This window comes from Anisomitus miae (SeqCode), assembly GCF_054906395.1.
This window is the reverse complement of sequence record NZ_JBRACL010000006.1, coordinates 6,369-25,063: the sequence shown is the minus strand read 5'-3', so window position 1 is coordinate 25,063 and position 18,695 is coordinate 6,369. Positions and strand designations below refer to the sequence as shown.

At 28.8% G+C, this 18,695-nt stretch carries 19 protein-coding genes; 4 read left to right on the top strand and 15 right to left on the bottom strand.

Going from position 1 to position 18,695, the window contains the following annotated elements; all coding sequences use genetic code 11:
- Window positions 1-5 precede the first annotated feature (5 nt).
- On the bottom strand, window positions 6-947 hold the full coding sequence (locus AALI31_RS02770; RefSeq protein WP_489885003.1) for a CPBP family glutamic-type intramembrane protease: 942 nt from the start codon (window positions 945-947) through the stop codon (window positions 6-8).
- 145 nt (window positions 948-1,092) lie between these two features.
- On the opposite strand from AALI31_RS02770, the gene AALI31_RS02765 reads away from it, so the two are divergent.
- Together AALI31_RS02765 and AALI31_RS02760 are read left to right on the top strand one after the other, a co-directional pair.
- On the top strand, window positions 1,093-1,362 hold the full coding sequence (locus AALI31_RS02765) for a hypothetical protein (RefSeq protein WP_489885002.1): 270 nt from the start codon (window positions 1,093-1,095) through the stop codon (window positions 1,360-1,362).
- Window positions 1,363-1,382: 20 nt separating this feature from the next.
- The gene (locus AALI31_RS02760) at window positions 1,383-2,471 is read left to right on the top strand and encodes a glucosamine-6-phosphate deaminase (protein WP_489885001.1); all 1,089 of its coding nucleotides are present in this window, start codon (window positions 1,383-1,385) and stop codon (window positions 2,469-2,471) included.
- A gap of 86 nt (window positions 2,472-2,557) precedes the next feature.
- Here AALI31_RS02760 and AALI31_RS02755 read toward each other — a convergent pair whose 3' ends face one another.
- From AALI31_RS02755 to AALI31_RS02700, 12 genes are all read right to left on the bottom strand, one after another.
- Window positions 2,558-3,316: a DUF4214 domain-containing protein gene (locus AALI31_RS02755; protein WP_489885000.1), complete on the bottom strand. Its 759-nt coding sequence runs from the start codon at window positions 3,314-3,316 to the stop codon at window positions 2,558-2,560.
- A gap of 63 nt (window positions 3,317-3,379) precedes the next feature.
- Window positions 3,380-4,408 (bottom strand): 2-hydroxyacid dehydrogenase, encoded by a 1,029-nt coding sequence (locus tag AALI31_RS02750; RefSeq protein WP_489884999.1) that lies wholly within the window; start codon window positions 4,406-4,408, stop codon window positions 3,380-3,382.
- Window positions 4,409-4,436: 28 nt separating this feature from the next.
- Window positions 4,437-6,800, bottom strand: coding sequence for a phenylalanine--tRNA ligase subunit beta (gene pheT / locus AALI31_RS02745; RefSeq protein WP_489884998.1), 2,364 nt, complete (start codon window positions 6,798-6,800; stop codon window positions 4,437-4,439).
- 18 nt (window positions 6,801-6,818) lie between these two features.
- The gene (gene pheS, locus AALI31_RS02740; RefSeq protein WP_489885357.1) at window positions 6,819-7,838 is read right to left on the bottom strand and encodes a phenylalanine--tRNA ligase subunit alpha; all 1,020 of its coding nucleotides are present in this window, start codon (window positions 7,836-7,838) and stop codon (window positions 6,819-6,821) included.
- A 96-nt stretch (window positions 7,839-7,934) separates the two neighbouring features.
- Window positions 7,935-8,717, bottom strand: coding sequence for a TrmH family RNA methyltransferase (locus AALI31_RS02735; protein ID WP_489884997.1), 783 nt, complete (start codon window positions 8,715-8,717; stop codon window positions 7,935-7,937).
- Between the two features lie 5 nt (window positions 8,718-8,722).
- The gene (locus AALI31_RS02730) at window positions 8,723-9,406 is read right to left on the bottom strand and encodes a potassium channel family protein (RefSeq protein WP_489884996.1); all 684 of its coding nucleotides are present in this window, start codon (window positions 9,404-9,406) and stop codon (window positions 8,723-8,725) included.
- 23 nt (window positions 9,407-9,429) lie between these two features.
- On the bottom strand, window positions 9,430-10,770 hold the full coding sequence (locus tag AALI31_RS02725) for a TrkH family potassium uptake protein (RefSeq protein ID WP_489884995.1): 1,341 nt from the start codon (window positions 10,768-10,770) through the stop codon (window positions 9,430-9,432).
- A gap of 63 nt (window positions 10,771-10,833) precedes the next feature.
- Complete coding sequence (gene rplT / locus AALI31_RS02720; protein WP_489884994.1) at window positions 10,834-11,190, bottom strand: 50S ribosomal protein L20; 357 nt, start codon at window positions 11,188-11,190, stop codon at window positions 10,834-10,836.
- A gap of 27 nt (window positions 11,191-11,217) precedes the next feature.
- Window positions 11,218-11,415, bottom strand: coding sequence for a 50S ribosomal protein L35 (gene rpmI / locus AALI31_RS02715; RefSeq protein ID WP_489884993.1), 198 nt, complete (start codon window positions 11,413-11,415; stop codon window positions 11,218-11,220).
- A gap of 39 nt (window positions 11,416-11,454) precedes the next feature.
- Window positions 11,455-11,979, bottom strand: a complete 525-nt coding sequence (infC, locus tag AALI31_RS02710) for a translation initiation factor IF-3 (RefSeq protein WP_489885356.1) — start codon at window positions 11,977-11,979, stop codon at window positions 11,455-11,457.
- A gap of 208 nt (window positions 11,980-12,187) precedes the next feature.
- Window positions 12,188-13,084, bottom strand: a complete 897-nt coding sequence (gene ytxC / locus AALI31_RS02705) for a putative sporulation protein YtxC (protein WP_489884992.1) — start codon at window positions 13,082-13,084, stop codon at window positions 12,188-12,190.
- A 246-nt stretch (window positions 13,085-13,330) separates the two neighbouring features.
- Window positions 13,331-14,578, bottom strand: coding sequence for a murein hydrolase activator EnvC family protein (locus tag AALI31_RS02700; RefSeq protein ID WP_489884991.1), 1,248 nt, complete (start codon window positions 14,576-14,578; stop codon window positions 13,331-13,333).
- Window positions 14,579-14,938: 360 nt separating this feature from the next.
- On the opposite strand from AALI31_RS02700, the gene AALI31_RS02695 reads away from it, so the two are divergent.
- On the top strand, window positions 14,939-15,700 hold the full coding sequence (locus AALI31_RS02695; RefSeq protein WP_489884990.1) for a DUF542 domain-containing protein: 762 nt from the start codon (window positions 14,939-14,941) through the stop codon (window positions 15,698-15,700).
- 114 nt (window positions 15,701-15,814) lie between these two features.
- Here the strand turns inward: AALI31_RS02695 and AALI31_RS02690 are convergent, their stop codons facing one another.
- On the bottom strand, window positions 15,815-16,504 hold the full coding sequence (locus tag AALI31_RS02690) for a hypothetical protein (RefSeq protein WP_489884989.1): 690 nt from the start codon (window positions 16,502-16,504) through the stop codon (window positions 15,815-15,817).
- A 261-nt stretch (window positions 16,505-16,765) separates the two neighbouring features.
- Here AALI31_RS02690 and AALI31_RS02685 point away from each other — a divergent pair, with 261 nt between their 5' ends.
- Window positions 16,766-18,262 carry a phosphodiester glycosidase family protein gene (locus tag AALI31_RS02685; RefSeq protein ID WP_489884988.1) on the top strand — a complete coding sequence of 499 codons (1,497 nt, stop codon included), beginning with the start codon at window positions 16,766-16,768 and terminating at the stop codon, window positions 18,260-18,262.
- Between the two features lie 97 nt (window positions 18,263-18,359).
- On the opposite strand, the gene AALI31_RS02680 is transcribed toward AALI31_RS02685, so the two are convergent.
- On the bottom strand, window positions 18,360-18,695 hold a 336-nt coding region (locus AALI31_RS02680), incomplete at its 5' end, for a flagellin (protein WP_489884987.1).

Genomic DNA, 18,695 nt, shown 5'->3' with positions numbered 1-18,695 from the left:
AATTATTAATCCAAAAATACGTAGCTTATTACCATCATTACTATTGCTGATGATATAAATAGGAGTAAATATATGTTAAATATGTTCCTAAATCCTTTTATAAAGTCAAGCTCAATTACATTTGATTGTCTAATTTGAACATCATTTATTTTATTTCTCTTTTTCATACTAAATTTATCTACAAAAATAAAATATACAATTAAGCCAAATAAAACTATAATTATTGGAAATAAAAAATCTGTGAATATATCTGATTTCAAAAATATCTTTTCTACACTAAAATTTACCATAACTTTCTTACCAAATAACTTCACTAAATAATTTAAAATATTAACTACAGTGCTTGCAATTACTACAGGGGTAATATTACCAACTCTATTTAAAAAACCTATCAACAAAATACCTAATACGAATCCATAAAAAATTTGTGATAATCCAAAAAAGAATAATGTAAAGATGATAGAAGTTACAATAAGTTTAATGTTGTATGAAAGAAATTTAAATCCATCATTTAATATCGATCTAAAAAATATTTCAACGAGAATTGTATGAATTATTATATATAAAAGAAACCCTAATTCTAAATCATACAAATCATATATACTATTTAAATACAATGTATTCTTTAAAGTAAATTTAAATATTGTTGTAAAAATTAAATTAATTCCACTTGAGATAAAATAAAATGATAATCCTATAATTATTGAATTCTTAATAATTTTATTGTTTATTTTTGGTAACAATATCATAGAGCTAATTTCTGTATTACAAAAATACAAATATACAACAATTGAAAATAAAAAAATAATTGCATCTCTTATGCAAAGTGCAAATATAGAGTAAGCTTGTGATGTACCATACTCAAGAATAACTAAATTTGAAAAAATATATACCACAAAATCTACAAATAAGATAAAACTAATCAATTTAATCTTATTATTAACCACATCGGTCCTCCTAAATGATAGTGTTATCTTTCATTCTATTGTTTTTTATTTTAAAAAATGTCCTATAAAAATTTTTAAATATTTCAAAATAAAAAATATGCCTTATATGATATAAATTATAATTATTCTAAGAAAGGATTTAATTATGGATAAAAATAATTTTTCCCAATTATCATCGGCAGTTAATAAAATTTCTTCAAATGTAGATAGCATAAAACAATATTTACATAACTTTGGTAAAAAATATAATGACATGGATCTAAAAAATATTGATAATGAACTTATAGAAATTAAAAAAATTCTAGACTCTAACAACATATTTATAAAAAATTTTGATGATAATACTACCGATACTCTTATGAACTCAATTAACAATAAATTTAACAATCTTAAGAATAGTGTTGATAAAAAATAACTACATATGGAGAAGTATCAATGAAGTTAAAATTAAGTTTATTTATAATAATTCTATTTTGTTTTACTTCTTGTTCGCAAAATGTGGTATCAAACAGGTATTACTCAAGTATGACAACTTCAAAAACCTTCAGCGTAAACATAGATATAAACTCAAATAGTAATCACCTTTCAATTGATGAAATAACATTCGATTTTTCAAATATTCAAAATTCAGTTACTGAATTAGAAGAAATGAAAAAAAATTCTTACTCAAATTCAGATTTTATCAAAAAGTTAAACAAAAAAATTGTAAATGTCTTTGATAATATTGGTTTTAATGAAGAAATTATATACAATCATTCCCAAAAATCTATAAATAATAATTTACTATTTACCAAAAGGTCTGAACGTAGAAATCAAAAATCGGAAACTTTGCTACTAAGTACAACATACTTTAATTCAAAAAATGAATTTAATCCATACAACATAGCCGTGATTATGGAAATTTTAAGACTATTTGAAAAATTTCAAAAAGAATATAACTTATCAATATTATTTATAAATAATTCTTCAAATATGAATAATTCTATAGACTCTTCGATAAATGATATTTTAAATTTAAATATAATAGCACTGTTAGATCTACAATTTGAAGATACTCTCAACAAAGTTAATCTTTTAAATTTAGATAATAATAGTAAGCTCTCATTATTTATAAACGAATCAATAAAATATAATTCTCTTAGCTCTATTAACTCCTCTGAGTTTACAAATAAAGATAATTTTCGAAATATAATTTCCAATAATTTAGATTTTGTAAGGATAGTATGTGAAGTCAATACAAATGACATAACGAAATGTTCGAATTTATTAATAAATATTATTGCAGATATAATGAACAAACCTAAAAATCCATCAGTGTCTGTAAGTGATTCCGTTATAAGAATATATCTGACTACGTCTAATCATGATACGGTTAAACACATTTTATATAAGATTAATGATGAAGAATATATTCCAATCACAAATAATTTAAAAATAACAGTCCAAGATTACACCGAACTGTTAATCAAAGTTCAAGATCTGTTCGGTGGAGAAAGCTCTGGTCTGAAAATAAAATTATACTAGACATAAAAGAGGACCGTATAAAATTGAATTAAGATTTTATACAGTCCTCTTTTACGTTTTATGAAATATTCAAATTACATTATCAACTACATCATATACAAAAATCCAGAATCTCCAACTATATCTATGAATTCATTACTTTCCACCATTTCATCTACCAATTCCGAAATAGCTTGTCTATGACTAAAGCCTAAACCATTAACTAAATTTAAAAATTTAGACTTCCAATAATCAAATCCATCTTGATCAGGATACCTTCCCAAAATAGTTTTATACAAAGCATTTATCCGATCACTATCATTGGTATAAGTCAAAGCAAATTCATCTGAATTAACCATTTCTTTAACAAACTCCACTGCAGTTACATTAAATGATTCTAAACTTTCATACCAATACTTAAACCCACTGTGATCAGGTTTCCTACCTAAACCATTTGTATAAACGTCATAAACAAATTTATTATCAGGTTTTGTTGGTTGAGATGTTATAATATTATTGAGTACAATTTCATATTTCCTACCTAGATTATCATAAAATATTATTTCTACACCATTGTAAACTTGATCCGGTACCAAATTACTTATCACCAATTTCGTACCTTCCAATTTTATGTCTACATCTTTTAAACTTGATGATATATACTCATATCCTGTAGGAAGTGCTGGAATGTTAATTTCAAATCTATCTTCAAAATACCTCAGTGCTGCTTGTCCTGTATTAAATTGAGAAAACGTCAAATACATAGGACCAAATACAATTTGAACAAATATACCTAAAAATATAACCCTTAATCTTCTAACAATATACATAGTCACTGGCATAAACCTCGTACAACAAATTTCCACATATTATGTATTATTATAAAAATTTTTACAGCAATAAAAATTCTTCATTGCTGTAAAACATGTCTACTGTCTAAAATCAACTATTCTACCTTGTTCCTCATCATAAAAAACTTCATTATTCAAAAACTCACCATTCAAAAACTTCTTTATGTTATCTATCGAAACAAGAGCTATACTAGTTAATGCTTCTCTTGTTAAAAAAGCTTGATGAGAAGTAACTATAACATTTTCGAACGAAAGTAACTCTTTTAAAACATTATCATCAATTCCATTCTCCGAACAATCACTGAAAAAATAGTTTTTCTCATTTTCATAAACATCTAATCCAACACCGTATATTTTCTTAGATTTTAAAGCCTTAATCAAAGCTTCAGTATCTATTAATCCTCCTCTAGCTGTGTTAATAATGACTACACCATCCTTCATTTTAGAAATAGTCGCATCATTTATCATATGGACGTTTTCCTGAGTTAAAGGACAATGCAAAGATACAACATCACTTTCCCCATAAAGAGTATCCAAATTTACATATTTAAATCCTAATTCCTTTGATACTCCATCATTAGGAAACAAATCATATGCAATAACATTCATTCCAATTCCATTTAAAATTTTTATAAACTGTTGGGCTATTTTCCCAGTACCTATAACTCCAGCAGTTTTTCCAACCAAATCAAATCCAACTAAACCTTCAAGTGAAAAATTATATTTTCTAGTCTTGCTTACAGCTTGTGGAAGCTTTCTTGTCAAACTTAACATCATACCCGTTGCTATTTCAGCAATCGAATTTGGTGAATATGCCGGCACCCTTACAACAGTTATTTTGTTTTTAGCATATTTTATATCTACACCATTATATCCCGCACACCTTAATACAATAATCTTAATACCAAATTCACAAAGCGTATCTATAACTTCTTGATTTACAATATCATTAACAAAAACACACACCCCATCATATCCCTTTGCCATGTGGGCTGTACTAGGAGAGAGTTTTTCCTCAACATATGTAATCTCTATCCCAGAGTCCTTGGAATACAAATTAAAATAATCTTTATCATATTTCTTAGCATCAAATAACACTAATCTCATTATTACATTCCTCCATTTTTTGTTTTTATTACTTCCTTAGCTCCGCCCCAAAATCTTCCTTAAGGCTACTAAGAATTTTGTCTATTACTCCATTAACCTCAGCATCATTTAAAGTTTTGCTTTTATCTCTAAAAATTATACTATAAGCTATACTCTTCTTGCCTTCAGGTATTTGTGGACCTCTATATACATCAAACACCTTAAATCTCTCAAGAATATTCCCAGATTTAGATTTTATAACTCCTTCGATATCTTGAGTCAGCACCGCTTCATCTACAACTACACTTAAATCAAAAACAACACTTGGATATTTAGGAATAGATTTATACTTTTTATCCCACTTGTACAAATTAAAGAGCTTATCTATATTAATTTCCCCTACAAAAAAATCTATATCTACTCCATAATTTTTGAGAACACTAGGATGAACAGTTCCAAACCTACCTAAATTATTTCTTCCTAACATGATTTTAGCAGATTGACCTGGATGATAAAATTTTTCATCCTCTCTTTCCAACAAAAACACTACTCCAAATTTCTCAAACAGAGATTCAACAACACCTTTTATTGAAAAATAATCAACACTTTTTCCATACATCCCAATCGATAAAATATTATTTTCTTCAATACCATTACTATTATTCTTAAAATAAACCTTACCCATCTCAAAAATCGAAACATCATCATTAGAATAAGAATAATTCCTACACAATGAATCTAACATAGATGGAATCATTGTGGTCCTCATTACACTATAATCTTCTCCTAAAGGATTCCTTATCCTTATTGCATCCCTCAGGACATTTCCCATATCTAAATTTAATTTATCGAATATCTTTGGATTATGAAAAGAGTATCCCATTGATTGATTAAATCCAAAGCCCACCATAGTATCTAATATAGTATCAAGAAATTTATGTTTTTTACTTTTACCAATGCCTGAAGATGAACAAACAAGTTCCGATGATGGAATTTTATCATATCCATATATTCTTGCAACCTCTTCAACTAAATCCTGTTTAATGAAAATATCTCTTCTATATGTAGGAATATTAACGGTTAATTTATCACCATTTTCAATTACCTCCATACCCAAGTTTGTTAAAATTTTTATAATTTCATTCTCAGGAATAGAAGTTTTCAAAAAATCATTTATGTAACTAGTCGTAATGTCTATAGAAACTGGCTTATAAGAACTATTCACAATATCAATAGTACCATCAACAATATCTCCATAGGAAAACTCATATACCAAACTACAAAATCTATCTAAGGCATCTATAACAATATTATCATCAATACCCTTTTCAAATCTCAGAGAACTCTCTGTTCTTAAATTCAAAGACCTAGAAGTACTTCTCACACTGCTAAAATTGAAATTTGCACTTTCAACAACAATAGTATTTGTAGAAGCAGTAACTTTAGAGCTATCTCCTCCCATAACACCAGCCAACGCTAGAACTTTATCACAATCTTTCACACAAAGCATCGATTTGTCTATATGCCTTTGAGTGCCATCAAACATCGCAATTTTTTCACTTCTATCAGCATTACCCACCACAATTTCATGCTTTGAAATCGCATCATAGTCAAAAGCATGCATCGGCTGACCAAATTCAAGCATTACATAATTAGTTAAATCCACTATGTTATTAATCGGATTTATACCAGAGCTTATTAACTTATCTTGTATAAATTTAGGTGAATTGCAAATCTTTACATTATGTATTATCCTACTTGCATATCTCTTACAATCGTCACTTTTTAATTTAACTTTTAACATATCCTCTAATTTCTTCGAATCATCTACAATAAATTTCTTGCTGATATCTTTCATCTCAAAATCGTATATTGTTTTTATCTCTCTTGCAATTCCAACCACACTAAAGCAATCAGACCTATTCGACGTTATCTCAAATTCAATAATGTCATATCCCGAATCTAAAACATCACATATATCTCGCCCCACAGGAGTATTTTTGTTCATAATCATAAGCCCATCTGAATGACTACTGATGCCAAGTTCTTCTTCAGAACACATCATTCCATGAGATTCTACTCCTCGTAATTTTCCTTTTTTAATTTTAGTTCCATCAGGTAACACCGCACCATGTAGGGCTACTGGTACAATATCACCTTCTTTCATATTTTTAGCACCCGTAACTATTTGTATAATTTTTTCGCCAACATCAACCTTACAAACAACCAACTTATCTGCATCTGGATGAGGCTTTATCTCATCTATAAATCCTGTAACAACATTAGTTGTCTTAATCTTGCTAGACTCAACCTTTTCAACTTTGGTACCACTGACCGTAAGCTTATTGCACAAATCATATAAATCCAAATCTTCATCGAAATACTCTTTAAGCCACTGAAATGATACTTTCATCAATAACACCTCCACTAACTAAAATTGAGTCAAAAACCTTAAATCACTCTCGTACAGAAGTCTAATATCCTCTATCCTATATCTAAGCATAGCCATCCTATCAATACCAAATCCAAAAGCGAATCCTCTATATTCCTCTGGGTCAATTCCACATCTTTCTAGAACATATGGATGAACCATTCCACAACCTAATATTTCAATGTAGCCACTATTTTTACAAACAGAACACCCCTTACCATTACACACAAAACAGCTTACATCCATTTCTGCTGATGGTTCTGTAAATGGAAAGTGGTGAGCTCTAAACTTAGTTTTTATATTTTCACCAAACATTATTTTTATAAATCTTTCAAGTGTCCCCTTTAAGTGGGACATATCTATATTCCTATCAACCACAAGACCTTCCATTTGATAAAAAATTGGTGAATGAGTCATATCAGGATCATCAGATCTGTAAACTCTTCCTGGCGAAATTATCTTTATAGGAGGTTTTTGATTTTCCATAGTTCTAATCTGCACAGAAGAAGTGTGCGTACGTAAAACATGCTTATCATCTATGTAAAAAGTATCTTGCTCACTTCTTGCTGGGTGATTTTTATAAATATTTAGAGCATCAAAATTATAATACTCGGTATCAATATCAGGTCCATCTTCTATGAAGAATCCCATATTCAAAAATACATTTTGAATTTCATCTAATACGATTTGTATGGGATTCTTATGTCCTATTTTAATTTTCTTTCCGGGTAAAGTAATATCAATCACTTCATTTTTAATCTTTTTCTCTACATCAAGATTTTTGATATTTTCAAAGGCTGTAGAGAATAATTGTTCCATTTTTCGTTTCACGTCATTTACAATTTTACCAGTACTAATTTTTTCCTCATCAGAAAAGTTTTTCATATTTTTAAGGACTTGCATTACTTCACTTTTCTTACCGAGGTATTTAACCTTAAGCTCATCAAGTTCATCTATTAAATTGATCTCCTTAATTTGCTGGCTAACACGATTAAATAAATCGTACAATTTATCCTTCAAATCTATCAACCTCTCACATAAATTTTGCATGTAAAACACCCAAAATATTCTTTAACTTAATAAAAATTGAAGAATTCATTTTTATTAAAATTATGTTTATCTATTGGTTTGTCTCAAATATTCAAAAGCTACTATACTCAATGCCTGAGCCACATTTAAAGAATCAAAATTATTACACATTGGAATAGAAATATCCTTATACATAAACTCTTTCACATTATCAGATACACCTATTGCCTCATTACCTACAGCAATAATTATTTTACCAGTAAGATTTTCATCATAGTAAATATTTTTACTTTTAGGATCCGTCAAGAATATTTTAAAATCATTCTTTACAAACTGATCTAAAAAACAATAGTTCTCCATCATATAAATAGTTGTTTTAAAAACAGAACCCATAGTAGATCTTAAAACCTTATCATTATAAATATCTACTGTACCTTTTATAATTATAACTCCTAAAGCACCAACTGCAACAGCAGTTCTAATAATGGTTCCCAAATTTCCAGGATCTTGAATTTTATCTATTAAGAAATACACTCCCTTAGAAAAATCAAAATTCAAACATGGATCATCCATCTTAACTACTGCAATTATACCTTGAGTATTTTCTGTTTGCTTTATTTTAGAAAACAATGTTTTATGTAAAACGATAATTCTTGGATTCCAAACACTAAGATCAAATATTTCATACAATGAATTTTTCTTAGACTCATCTATGACCAAATACTTTATATTGCAATCATTACTCAAAGCTTCACGAACAAACTTAACTCCTTCTATTAAATAACTTCTGTTTGCATATCTATATTTTTTATTTTTAAGTTTACAAATTTCTTTAAACATTTTGTTATCATCACTATCAATATATCTCAATTTCTTTAATCCTCTTTTTTGGGAAACGTAAACTTACTTTGTAGTCTAGATAATTTATCATCTCTTCCAACAAGAACAAGTAAATCATTTTCATTTATCACAGTTTCTGCATTTATATTAACATATATTTCAGAATTTCTACTACTCTTTATACCTATCAATGTAACACCATGTTTTGCTCTTATATCAATCTCACCTATAGTTTTATCAACCCATTCTTTTGGAGCAGTAAATTCTGCAATTGAAGAACCTTTTGATATTTCTATATAATCAAATAAGCTCTGAAATTTAAGATTATTAGCTAATCTTATACCCATATCCTTCTCAGGAAGTATAACTCTGCTAGCACCAATCTTACGTAACAGCTTACCGTGTAACTCCCCCTGCCCCTTACAAATTATCTCATTTACACCAAGTTCTTTAACCATAAGTGTAACCAATAAACTTTCTTGTATACTACCTCCAATAGCAATTATTGCTGTATCATAATCCTCAATATTTATACTAGATAAAGATTTTTCATCAGTGGCATCAAAGGCTAGAGCATGAGTTACATCATTGGAAATTTCTTCAATTTTTTCTATATCTCTATCTATAGCTAAAACATCATACCCTGCCTTGTAAAGACATGTAGCTACACTAAAACCAAATCTTCCCATTCCTATAACTAAAAATTGTTTCTTCCTCAAAATAGCATCTCCTCATATTAAATTTATCCAACCGTAATACTGACCTCTGGATATTTAATACATTTTTTACTCTTATCAATTTTATTTGTAAAAGCAAACAATAAAGTTAATGTACCCACTCTTCCAAAATACATAGCCAATATAATAAATAATTTACCCATTAAATTTAACTTTGAAGTTAAACCAATAGTGAGACCCACCGTATTAAACGCAGAAAAAACTTCGAATACAACAGATTGAAAAGATACATCTTTATGAGTTACAGCTATCAAAATTATAAAAATACTTATAAAAAACATAGATACGAACGTAAGTACAAATGCTTTATCAATAGTCTTTGATGAAATTTTTTTGCTTAAAAATATTGTTTTATCTTGATTCTTTACATAATGATATATAAAAAGTACTATAACCCCAACAGTAGTAGTTTTTATACCTCCCGCAGTTGATCCAGGAGAACCACCTATTAGCATAAGCAAACACGTTAAGAATATAGAACCCGAACGCATACTTTCCAAATTTACAGAATTAAAACCTGCTGTCCTCGGTGATACTGATGCAAAAATACTATTAATGATTTTATCCTTTAAGTTCATATTACCAAAAGTATTTGGGTTATCGTATTCCAACATAAAATACAAAATCGCTCCTGCAAAAATCGCAATTAGCGTTACAATTAAGGCAATTTTTGTCGTTGATGATACCTTCCTTGTATGGTGGTATGTAATAAACTCCGTTATAACACCAAATCCTATACCACCTATAATTATTAAAGCCATACATATTATCAAAATATAAGAATTACTAAAATATCCCGTAAGACTCGAAAAATTTCCAAATATATCAAACCCCGCATTACAAAAGGAAGATATAGAAACGAATAGACTGACGTATAACCCTCTAGAAAAACCATATTCAGGAATAAATACAAAACCCATTAACAAAGTACCTATAAATTCTACTAACACAGTAAAACTTATAACATATCTCATTATCAGAGAAAGTCCTTGAAATCCTTCAAAATTCAAAGCTTCTCTAACAAGCAAACTAGTTGATAGAGAAATTTTTTTACCAAATTTGAGTGCTCCAAAAGTTGTGAAAGACATCACACCAAGACCACCTATTTGAATAAGTATTAAAATCACTGTTCTTCCAAAATCACTCCAATATGTACCAGTATCAAAAATAACGAGCCCTGTAACACACGTAGCAGACGTAGCCGTAAACAAAGAATTTATATAATTAGTATAAGTACCTGAAACATTAGAAATTGGGAGACTAAGCAAAACAGACCCAATTAATATAACAATTATGAAAAAAAGAACTAATATTTGAACAGGATGTAATTTATTTAACCTACTCAATCTTTATCCTCACGAACTTCAAAATTGTAAAATAAAATGCGACATTTTTAAAAAGCCGCACAATCATTTTAAATTACTTCTAGCAATACTAACAAGTTCACTAAAAGCCATCTTATCATTAATAGCCATCTCAGATAACATTTTTCTATTTATATCTATATTCGATAACTTAAGACCATACATAAATCTTGAATAACTCATACCATGTTCTCTAACCCCTGCATTAATCCTAGTTATCCATAACTTTCTAAAATCTCTCTTCTTAAGTCTCCTGCTAACATAAGAATTCCATAAAGCACGAATAACGGTTTCATTAGCAGTTTTAAATAATTTGGATTTTCCCCCATAATAACCTTTAGCCATTTTCAAAACTTTTTTATGATTTTTACGGGCGTTAATCGCTCTCTTAACTCTAGCCATCCATTCTTACCTCCAAATAATTAATCATTAAATATACGGAATTAATTTCTTCATAGTCTTCAATTGTGTAACCGAAACATATGCAGATTTCCTAAGATTTCTCTTTCTTTTAGCTGATTTTTTTGTTAAAATATGCTGTTTGAAAGCCTTTGCCCTTTTTAGTCTTCCAGATCCTGTCACTCTAAACCTTTTAGCCACTGCCTTTTTTACTTTCATCTTTGGCATGCTAAACACCTCCTAAAATTTAATAATCTAAAATTATTTCTACTTTTTCGGAGACACAACCAAGCTCATATTCTTACCTTCTAACTTTGCCTTTCTCTCAGGTGCTCCATAATCTTGGAGTATCTCAACAAAATTATCTAATATTTTCTCCCCTATGTAACTGTAATCTGCTTCTCTACCTCTAAACCTAACAGTAATTTTTACCTTATCACCACATTTGAGAAACCTTTTAGCATTATTAGCCTTTATGTTAATATCATGTGCCTCTATAGATGGACTAACTCTAATTTCTTTAATATTTATAACCTTCTGATTTTTTCTAGCTTCCTTCTGCCTCTTTGATAATTCATAAATATGTTTGCCATAATCCATAACCTTAGATACAGGGGGATTAGCTGTTGGTGAAATAATCACTAAATCAAGCTCCTGATTCTCAGCAATCTTCAAAGCCTCTTTAGTTTGCATAACTCCAAGCTGTGAGCCATCACTACCTATAACTCTTAACTCTTTAAATTTAATATCACCATTGATTTGAACATCCTTCGCTATACTAGCCACCTCCAAATATTTTAAGAATTCAAAAATAAACACGCCATTTACAAAAAAGTAAAGAGGACGGTACAAAAAAACAAAATACCGCCCTCTAAAAAGCATCTAAAACACTCTCAAATCACAAACATACCCCAGTAATAAGAAACACCCTGAGGTGAGAAACGGCAGTTTCTTCTTAAATTCAGTAATGATTATACAGTATTTACTACAAAATGTAAAGTCACTTAATTAATTTATTTAATGTTTTAAAACATTTAGAGCATCCATGACAGAAGCTAACTCTTTCCTCAAATACCTGTTTTATAGTTTCTATAATCTCTACGTTTAAACTATTCTCCACCCCATGTATGATTATATTTTTGGGTGAATTAGTTATAAGACCACTTATTAATAAATCATCTTTATTTGTATTAACCATTGACATATTAAAATCACTAAAATCATCTAAGAACATTTCGTATATATTATTTTGATTTTCATCTAAAATTATATATGTTCCACCTCTATTTATTATAATATTAACTTCATCAATTTTATTTTCTTGTATCTCTACGAAATACTTTAACAATTTTATAAATTCGTTATATTCCCTCTCGATCATATGTCTTTCAACTACTTTATCAACGATCTCCTCGATATCCTGAAACAATTCTCTCATTCTGAATCGAATAAATCCCGTTATATTTATCTCACTCTTTTCTTCAATACAGTTCTCAATCTTATTCAGTATATCAGCTTTTTTTTCAATAAACAGCATATTACTATCATCACGAAAATTATCACTCATTAAAATATTTAAAACTTTTTCTTTAACCTCATTTATTTCATCATACTTAATAAAAAAATACGAATTATCAAAAAAATAGTTTATTTCTTTTTCTGCAAAAATATTTATTATAAATCTATATACTATAAGAGCTATAGCGTGAAATATAGAATTCTTAAGCTTCTTCGTACATCTCAAAGGATCGCAAACTATATCTATAAAATTGGTTTTCTGATATTTTTTTTCCAATACTTTTAGAAAAGGTTTCCCCCTAGATATATCCATCAAAGCCAATCTTAATTCATCAATTATTTCTTCTTGTCCTTCATAAACTACTCTAGCTAATACCAAAATATCACTCCCTTCATACTGTTGTACATTATATGTTATCAATTACTTTAAATACACCAATTAAACCCTCTCTTTAATGATGCTCATTAATTCGTAATTTAAAACAACTTTGGTATAAAATTTTCTCAATATAAATTCAAAATAGGATTTAAGTGAATCATAATTCACATTGTTTATTTATTTCATAAGCGTATATTTTATATACATAAATTTATATACATAAAGATTTTTACATATAAATAATAATTAATTCTTAATTCTTTTTAATGGATCTACATGTTCACCATTTACACGTATTTCAAAATGAAGATGAGTTCCAGTGCTTAGTCCTGTGTTCCCCATTTTCCCAATTATTCCACCACCCATTACGTCCTGACCAACCTCAACATTTACTTGATCTAAGTGTGCATAAAACGTTTGTATGTTATTACCATGATTTATTATAACAACATTTCCGTAAACACTATTGTACCACCCTGCACTAACCACTTTCCCACTCAAAGATGCCATAATTAGATCCCCTTTATTACCTGCTATATCTATTCCTGTATGAAAACTCCTCTGTACCGCAATAGGATGAACTCTCTCTCCATACTTTGACGTAATTATACCTTGGGCAGGCTTTAAATATTTTCCATAATTAACTTTTGAATTTGTATTTCTATTATCTTGATTTAGGCTATCTAAATATTTTTTAAGTTCTTCTTGAATTTTGTAATTATCTTGATGAATTTTTATTAATTCTTGCTGAATAAGCTTCCTCTCATCTGATAAACCTGCATATCGATTCTTAATTTCATTATTTAACTCGCTTATTTCGTCTAACTCCTTTTGTTTTAATTCCTTCTGTTCTTTCAATTGTATCAAATTTTCATCATTCTCCTTGATCCTCTCGTTTATTAAAGCCATCTTAGATTCCAAGGATTGCTTCAAGATTTCAGTATTACTATTCACAAGTTCCAAATCATATATGTTTTTTAAAAACTTTTCCATCATTGATCTGTCAATGTCTATAAATTTAATCATGTTGTCTATACGTTCGGATAAGTCAATAACATTTTCAGAAGTATACAAGATCCTTAGAATAGGTTTGTATACATCCATGTGCATATACAAATTCCTAATACGTTTACTTATTACATCTTTAAATTTATCAATCTCATTCTGTAGCTGATTCATGCTCTCTATATTTTTAGAAATATTATTTTCTACGTCATATATCTCTTTATTTAGTTCATCTACATTTTTATTTAAAATATGTACGCTATTTTCATATCCATCTATGGAAGCGTTATACTTTTCTATGGTTTTTTGTTTAGAACTTATTTCATCGGCTATGCTCACAAGTTGGTTTTCTAAAAATTCTATTTCTTCATTTACTTTTCCCTCAGATTTGTATAACTCCCTCATCTTTTCATTGTTTTTCCCTAACTCCTCATCGAATTTGGATTCCATGGCACTAGCAATATTCAAAATGTTAAACAGCAAATACATAGATACAAATATTTTCCTAAACCATGACATAAAAATAACCTCAGACTTTCATTTCATAATTTCTAATTGTGTCCAAAGTTATAATTTTTTATTTCTAAATATTAATTTTTTTATTTTATCATACGATATACTCAGTGTACTGAAAGGTACATTTTAGATTACAATAACTTTATCATAATATAACACTCCATTTTCCCTATTGAAGCCAATATGTCTTATTCGATATATTGGCTTTTTATTTTTAAGATTCAAAAGCCATTATTAATTTTATTTTTAGAATGATATAATCTACGTAGTACTAAACAATTTTTATAAGTTTAGTAACTATTTTTTTAATCCTGGTCTTAGGAGGACAGATATATGAAAACACTAAATATAAACAATAGTGCTGACGACTTTAAAATTTTAGAACAAAGGATAGGCGATATTTTAAACAAACATCCAAACACAAAGGATTTCTTCGAAAAATATAACATTGACTTCTGCTGCGAGGGACAGAAACTTTTAAAAGATGCCTTGGTAGAATTAAACCTCAACTCTCAATCCATTGCGAACGAATTAATAACTATAATTAAAAAATCTTGCAATCTCAAACCCTCAAGTGACAGTGAAGTTATTAAGTCGACTGAGTTTATAAATAAATCCTCAGAAGAAATTATTGATTTTATAATATCTCATTTCCACGAAGGACTAAGAAGAGAATTTCCTAAAATAAATGAGCCACTTTTAAAAATAATGAGAGCACATATAACAAAACATAGAGATTTATTCTGGGGAATCCATAAACTTTTTTGCAAAATAAAAGATATCTTTGATGGACATCTGATTTTAGAAGAAGAGCTTATATTCAAAACAATGATAAAATTTAATAATGGAGAGGTTTCAAAAGAAAGCGAAGAATATAAATTGATGATTAATTCAATGAAAGAAGCCATAGATGAACATTTTATAGTAGGTCCAACATTAAAAGAATTATCAATGCTAACCGATAATTATACTCCACCTAAAGATTCTTGCAAAACCATAATTTTAGTATACAACGAACTTCATAAACTTCAAGACCACATCATGGCCCATACTCAAATTGAAAATAACATTTTATTTCCTAGATATTTAAATTAAATGAATAATAATTTGTCAATTACAAAACACTATCCTCATACCTTATTTTCAAATAATAAGATTAACATACTTAACCAAAAGACCATCTCATTTCATTGAGATGGTCTTTTCTAATTACTTACAATTAGTTGTTAAATAACTGCTCTTATCATCCATTAATTCAAAATACTTATCATAATCGATTTGTTCTATCTTCTCTTCATCCTTCAAAAGCATTCTCTTATCTCTATGGAAAAGAAAATACAAAAAGTCATCTTCTTCCTCATCTTTAAATTCTAAGAAAACCTCTCTAACTTCGTCATCTAAAGATGTTATTCTAACTCGGTAAGGCTCATTTATACTTTTCAATATATCAAACTTATCATATCCCACCATATCTCCATAGGATATCCTCTCATCCTTTTCATCTTTAACAATATTTATGATTTTATAATAATACCTAAGGGCATACTCCATCCCGTCATATTTTATATTTTTTATTATGATTTCACCATCTTTTGGGTCATAGGGATTGCTATAAGTGAAATTCGTTTCATACAATAAGTACCTTTCAGAATAATCATCACTAGAAAAGACTTCGTAAATTTTAAAATTGTAAACTCCATCTTCCAAATCACACTGAATCAACTGCGTTCCATCCTTAATTTCAACATTATGAAAAATAACTTCCCTGCTCTGTCTATTGAACATGTCTAAAACCATCTTCCCGTTGCCAACACAATAAATACTTACACTCAAATTACAAATTCTAAAATCATATTCTGCCTGAAAATTTTTAACCCGAATAGCCGATCTTCCGCTCATAAAATCTCTTCCTCTCAAAATAATTCTTTTCGATTAACCCAAACAAACTTAATAACCATTCTAATAAAAATGAATTTAAAATACAATACAAACTTTACAACATCCATAATACAAAATATCTCTAATTTAAAATTAGGTCATTTTATAGAGATTTTATTAAAATCTTCTATGATCTATTAAGTATTTTTTAATTTTAAATTACCAATAATAAAGTAAAAACTATTCGAGGTGATAAAAATTAATTTAATCAAGAAAATTATTTTGATTATTTTAACCTTTGTAAATATTCAAAATGTTTGCAATGCAAAATCATTTCAAGAAACCAGAAAAACTATATCAAATATTCAAATAGCTCCAGGTGTTATTTATGTAAATGAAATCATTCATAATTTCATGGGAAAAAACTCGAATCATCAAAATGTAAATTACATAGAAATGGATTTAAATTTACTAAATTCGACATATTCTCTCCTATGCCATAAATCAAAAAATATAACCAATGGAAAAGATACATTGAGCAACCAAGTATTTACCGAACAAAGGAATGGTCAAAACATAATAGCCGCTATAAATGGAGATTTTTTCAATTTGGAAACTGGTATACCCTCATGTAGCAATGTTGTAAATGAAGAAATCTTCTCGACACCAGTAACAAAAGATGAAGAAATCTTAAGACCATGTTTTGCAATTATTGATGACAATCGTGTAGATATAGACCAATATATTTTTAAAAATAGCTTGACTCTTATAGATAAAGATTCAAGTAAAATTCATATACCCATAGATTCATTAAACAGAAATGACTATATAGAAAATACAGTAAACATTTTCAATTATAAAAATAACGAAAACTCCGTTATATATCTTCCGAAAGATAGGGAAGATGCTCTTGTAATTACTATAATTCCCGATAATTCAGAAACATCGTTTAAAAACTCAACCACTATAAAAGGAAAAATTTCAAATATCATAAATGATGCACCAGCTACATACAAACTTCTGGAAAACGAGTTAGCTATTGTTGCATATGACAAAAAGAAACATCTATTCTCGAGAGCACTAAATGGTATGGAAGTCGAAATAAAATTTAATATCATAAAATCCTCAAATTACACTACTCCAGAAATCAAACATCTGCTTACAGGACATGAATTTATACTATATAATGGGGAGGTTCCTAACGAAAACTATTTCTCTAAAGTTTGGAATAGCTCCTCTGTATCTTCGAAAAGTCATAGAACAGCTTTAGGATTGACCAAGAGAAATACACTAATAATTTTTACAGTGGATAAAAAAGATTTTTCAAAGGGCATGTCCTTGAATGAAGTCGGAGATTTTCTAAAATCAAAGGATGTATATAAGGCCATAAACCTAGATGGTGGAGGATCGACCTCGATGATGATTAGGAAGCCTGGTATGTATCCACTTGAAAATGTAAATCTTCCAAAGGAAAATAGAAATATAGCAAACTCAGTTATGATAAAAAATTTATTGCCGTATGTATCGGATATTCAAGATGTTCACTATGAAGACTCTCTTCAAATATGCAAGACAGAAAATAGAAAATTAAATTTTTTAGCATACGATGTAAATCTAAATCCAGTAAACGTATACTTGATTCCAAGCTTAAAACTAACAAGTGATGTCGGAATCTTTGATATTGATGGAACATTTTGTCCATTCCAAGAATCACGTGCTGGAACTATCACGATTGAAATAGGAAATATTTCTAAAACCTACAATATTCAAATAGTGTGAAGATATCCTGATTTATCAGCACATATAAATTACTGATGCTATTCTATTTATCTCAGCTATCAGTAATTTTTAGTTTGCTCATTTTTAACCTTCCAATTTAACCTTCCAACTCCATTAACTTAGTTAACTCCATCATCTCTTTTGCCATGTCTACGTCTCTTATCCTTGATTCTGCTGCCTGTAAATTCTCCGCTGTATTATCCGTTGATGCTATCGTATGCTCCAATCTGTTCTGTGCCGCTCCTAAATCCGCCCTCTGACTAGATACCCTCGATATCGCTTCATCTATCCTCTCTATCGCTTCCTCCGCATTCCCTACTCCTATCACATCTATTCCTCCTAGCCCTAACTCCCTGCTCCTCATGTTCCCCACACTCAATCCTATCATTTGCTCCCTATTCGCTCCTACTTGTAATCTTATACCTTCTTCTTC

What these genes read in the sequence shown, in the direction of transcription:
- AALI31_RS02765 (WP_489885002.1), top strand. Translation starts at nt 1,093, where the DNA reads ATGGATAAAAATAATTTTTCCCAATTATCATCGGCAGTTAATAAAATT.
- AALI31_RS02760 (WP_489885001.1), top strand. Translation starts at nt 1,383, where the DNA reads ATGAAGTTAAAATTAAGTTTATTTATAATAATTCTATTTTGTTTTACT.
- AALI31_RS02750 (WP_489884999.1), bottom strand. Translation starts at nt 4,408, where the DNA reads ATGAGATTAGTGTTATTTGATGCTAAGAAATATGATAAAGATTATTTT.
- pheT (WP_489884998.1), bottom strand. Translation starts at nt 6,800, where the DNA reads ATGAAAGTATCATTTCAGTGGCTTAAAGAGTATTTCGATGAAGATTTG.
- rplT (WP_489884994.1), bottom strand. Translation starts at nt 11,190, where the DNA reads ATGGCTAGAGTTAAGAGAGCGATTAACGCCCGTAAAAATCATAAAAAA.
- rpmI (WP_489884993.1), bottom strand. Translation starts at nt 11,415, where the DNA reads ATGCCAAAGATGAAAGTAAAAAAGGCAGTGGCTAAAAGGTTTAGAGTG.
- AALI31_RS02700 (WP_489884991.1), bottom strand. Translation starts at nt 14,578, where the DNA reads ATGTATTTGCTGTTTAACATTTTGAATATTGCTAGTGCCATGGAATCC.
- AALI31_RS02695 (WP_489884990.1), top strand. Translation starts at nt 14,939, where the DNA reads ATGAAAACACTAAATATAAACAATAGTGCTGACGACTTTAAAATTTTA.
- AALI31_RS02690 (WP_489884989.1), bottom strand. Translation starts at nt 16,504, where the DNA reads ATGAGCGGAAGATCGGCTATTCGGGTTAAAAATTTTCAGGCAGAATAT.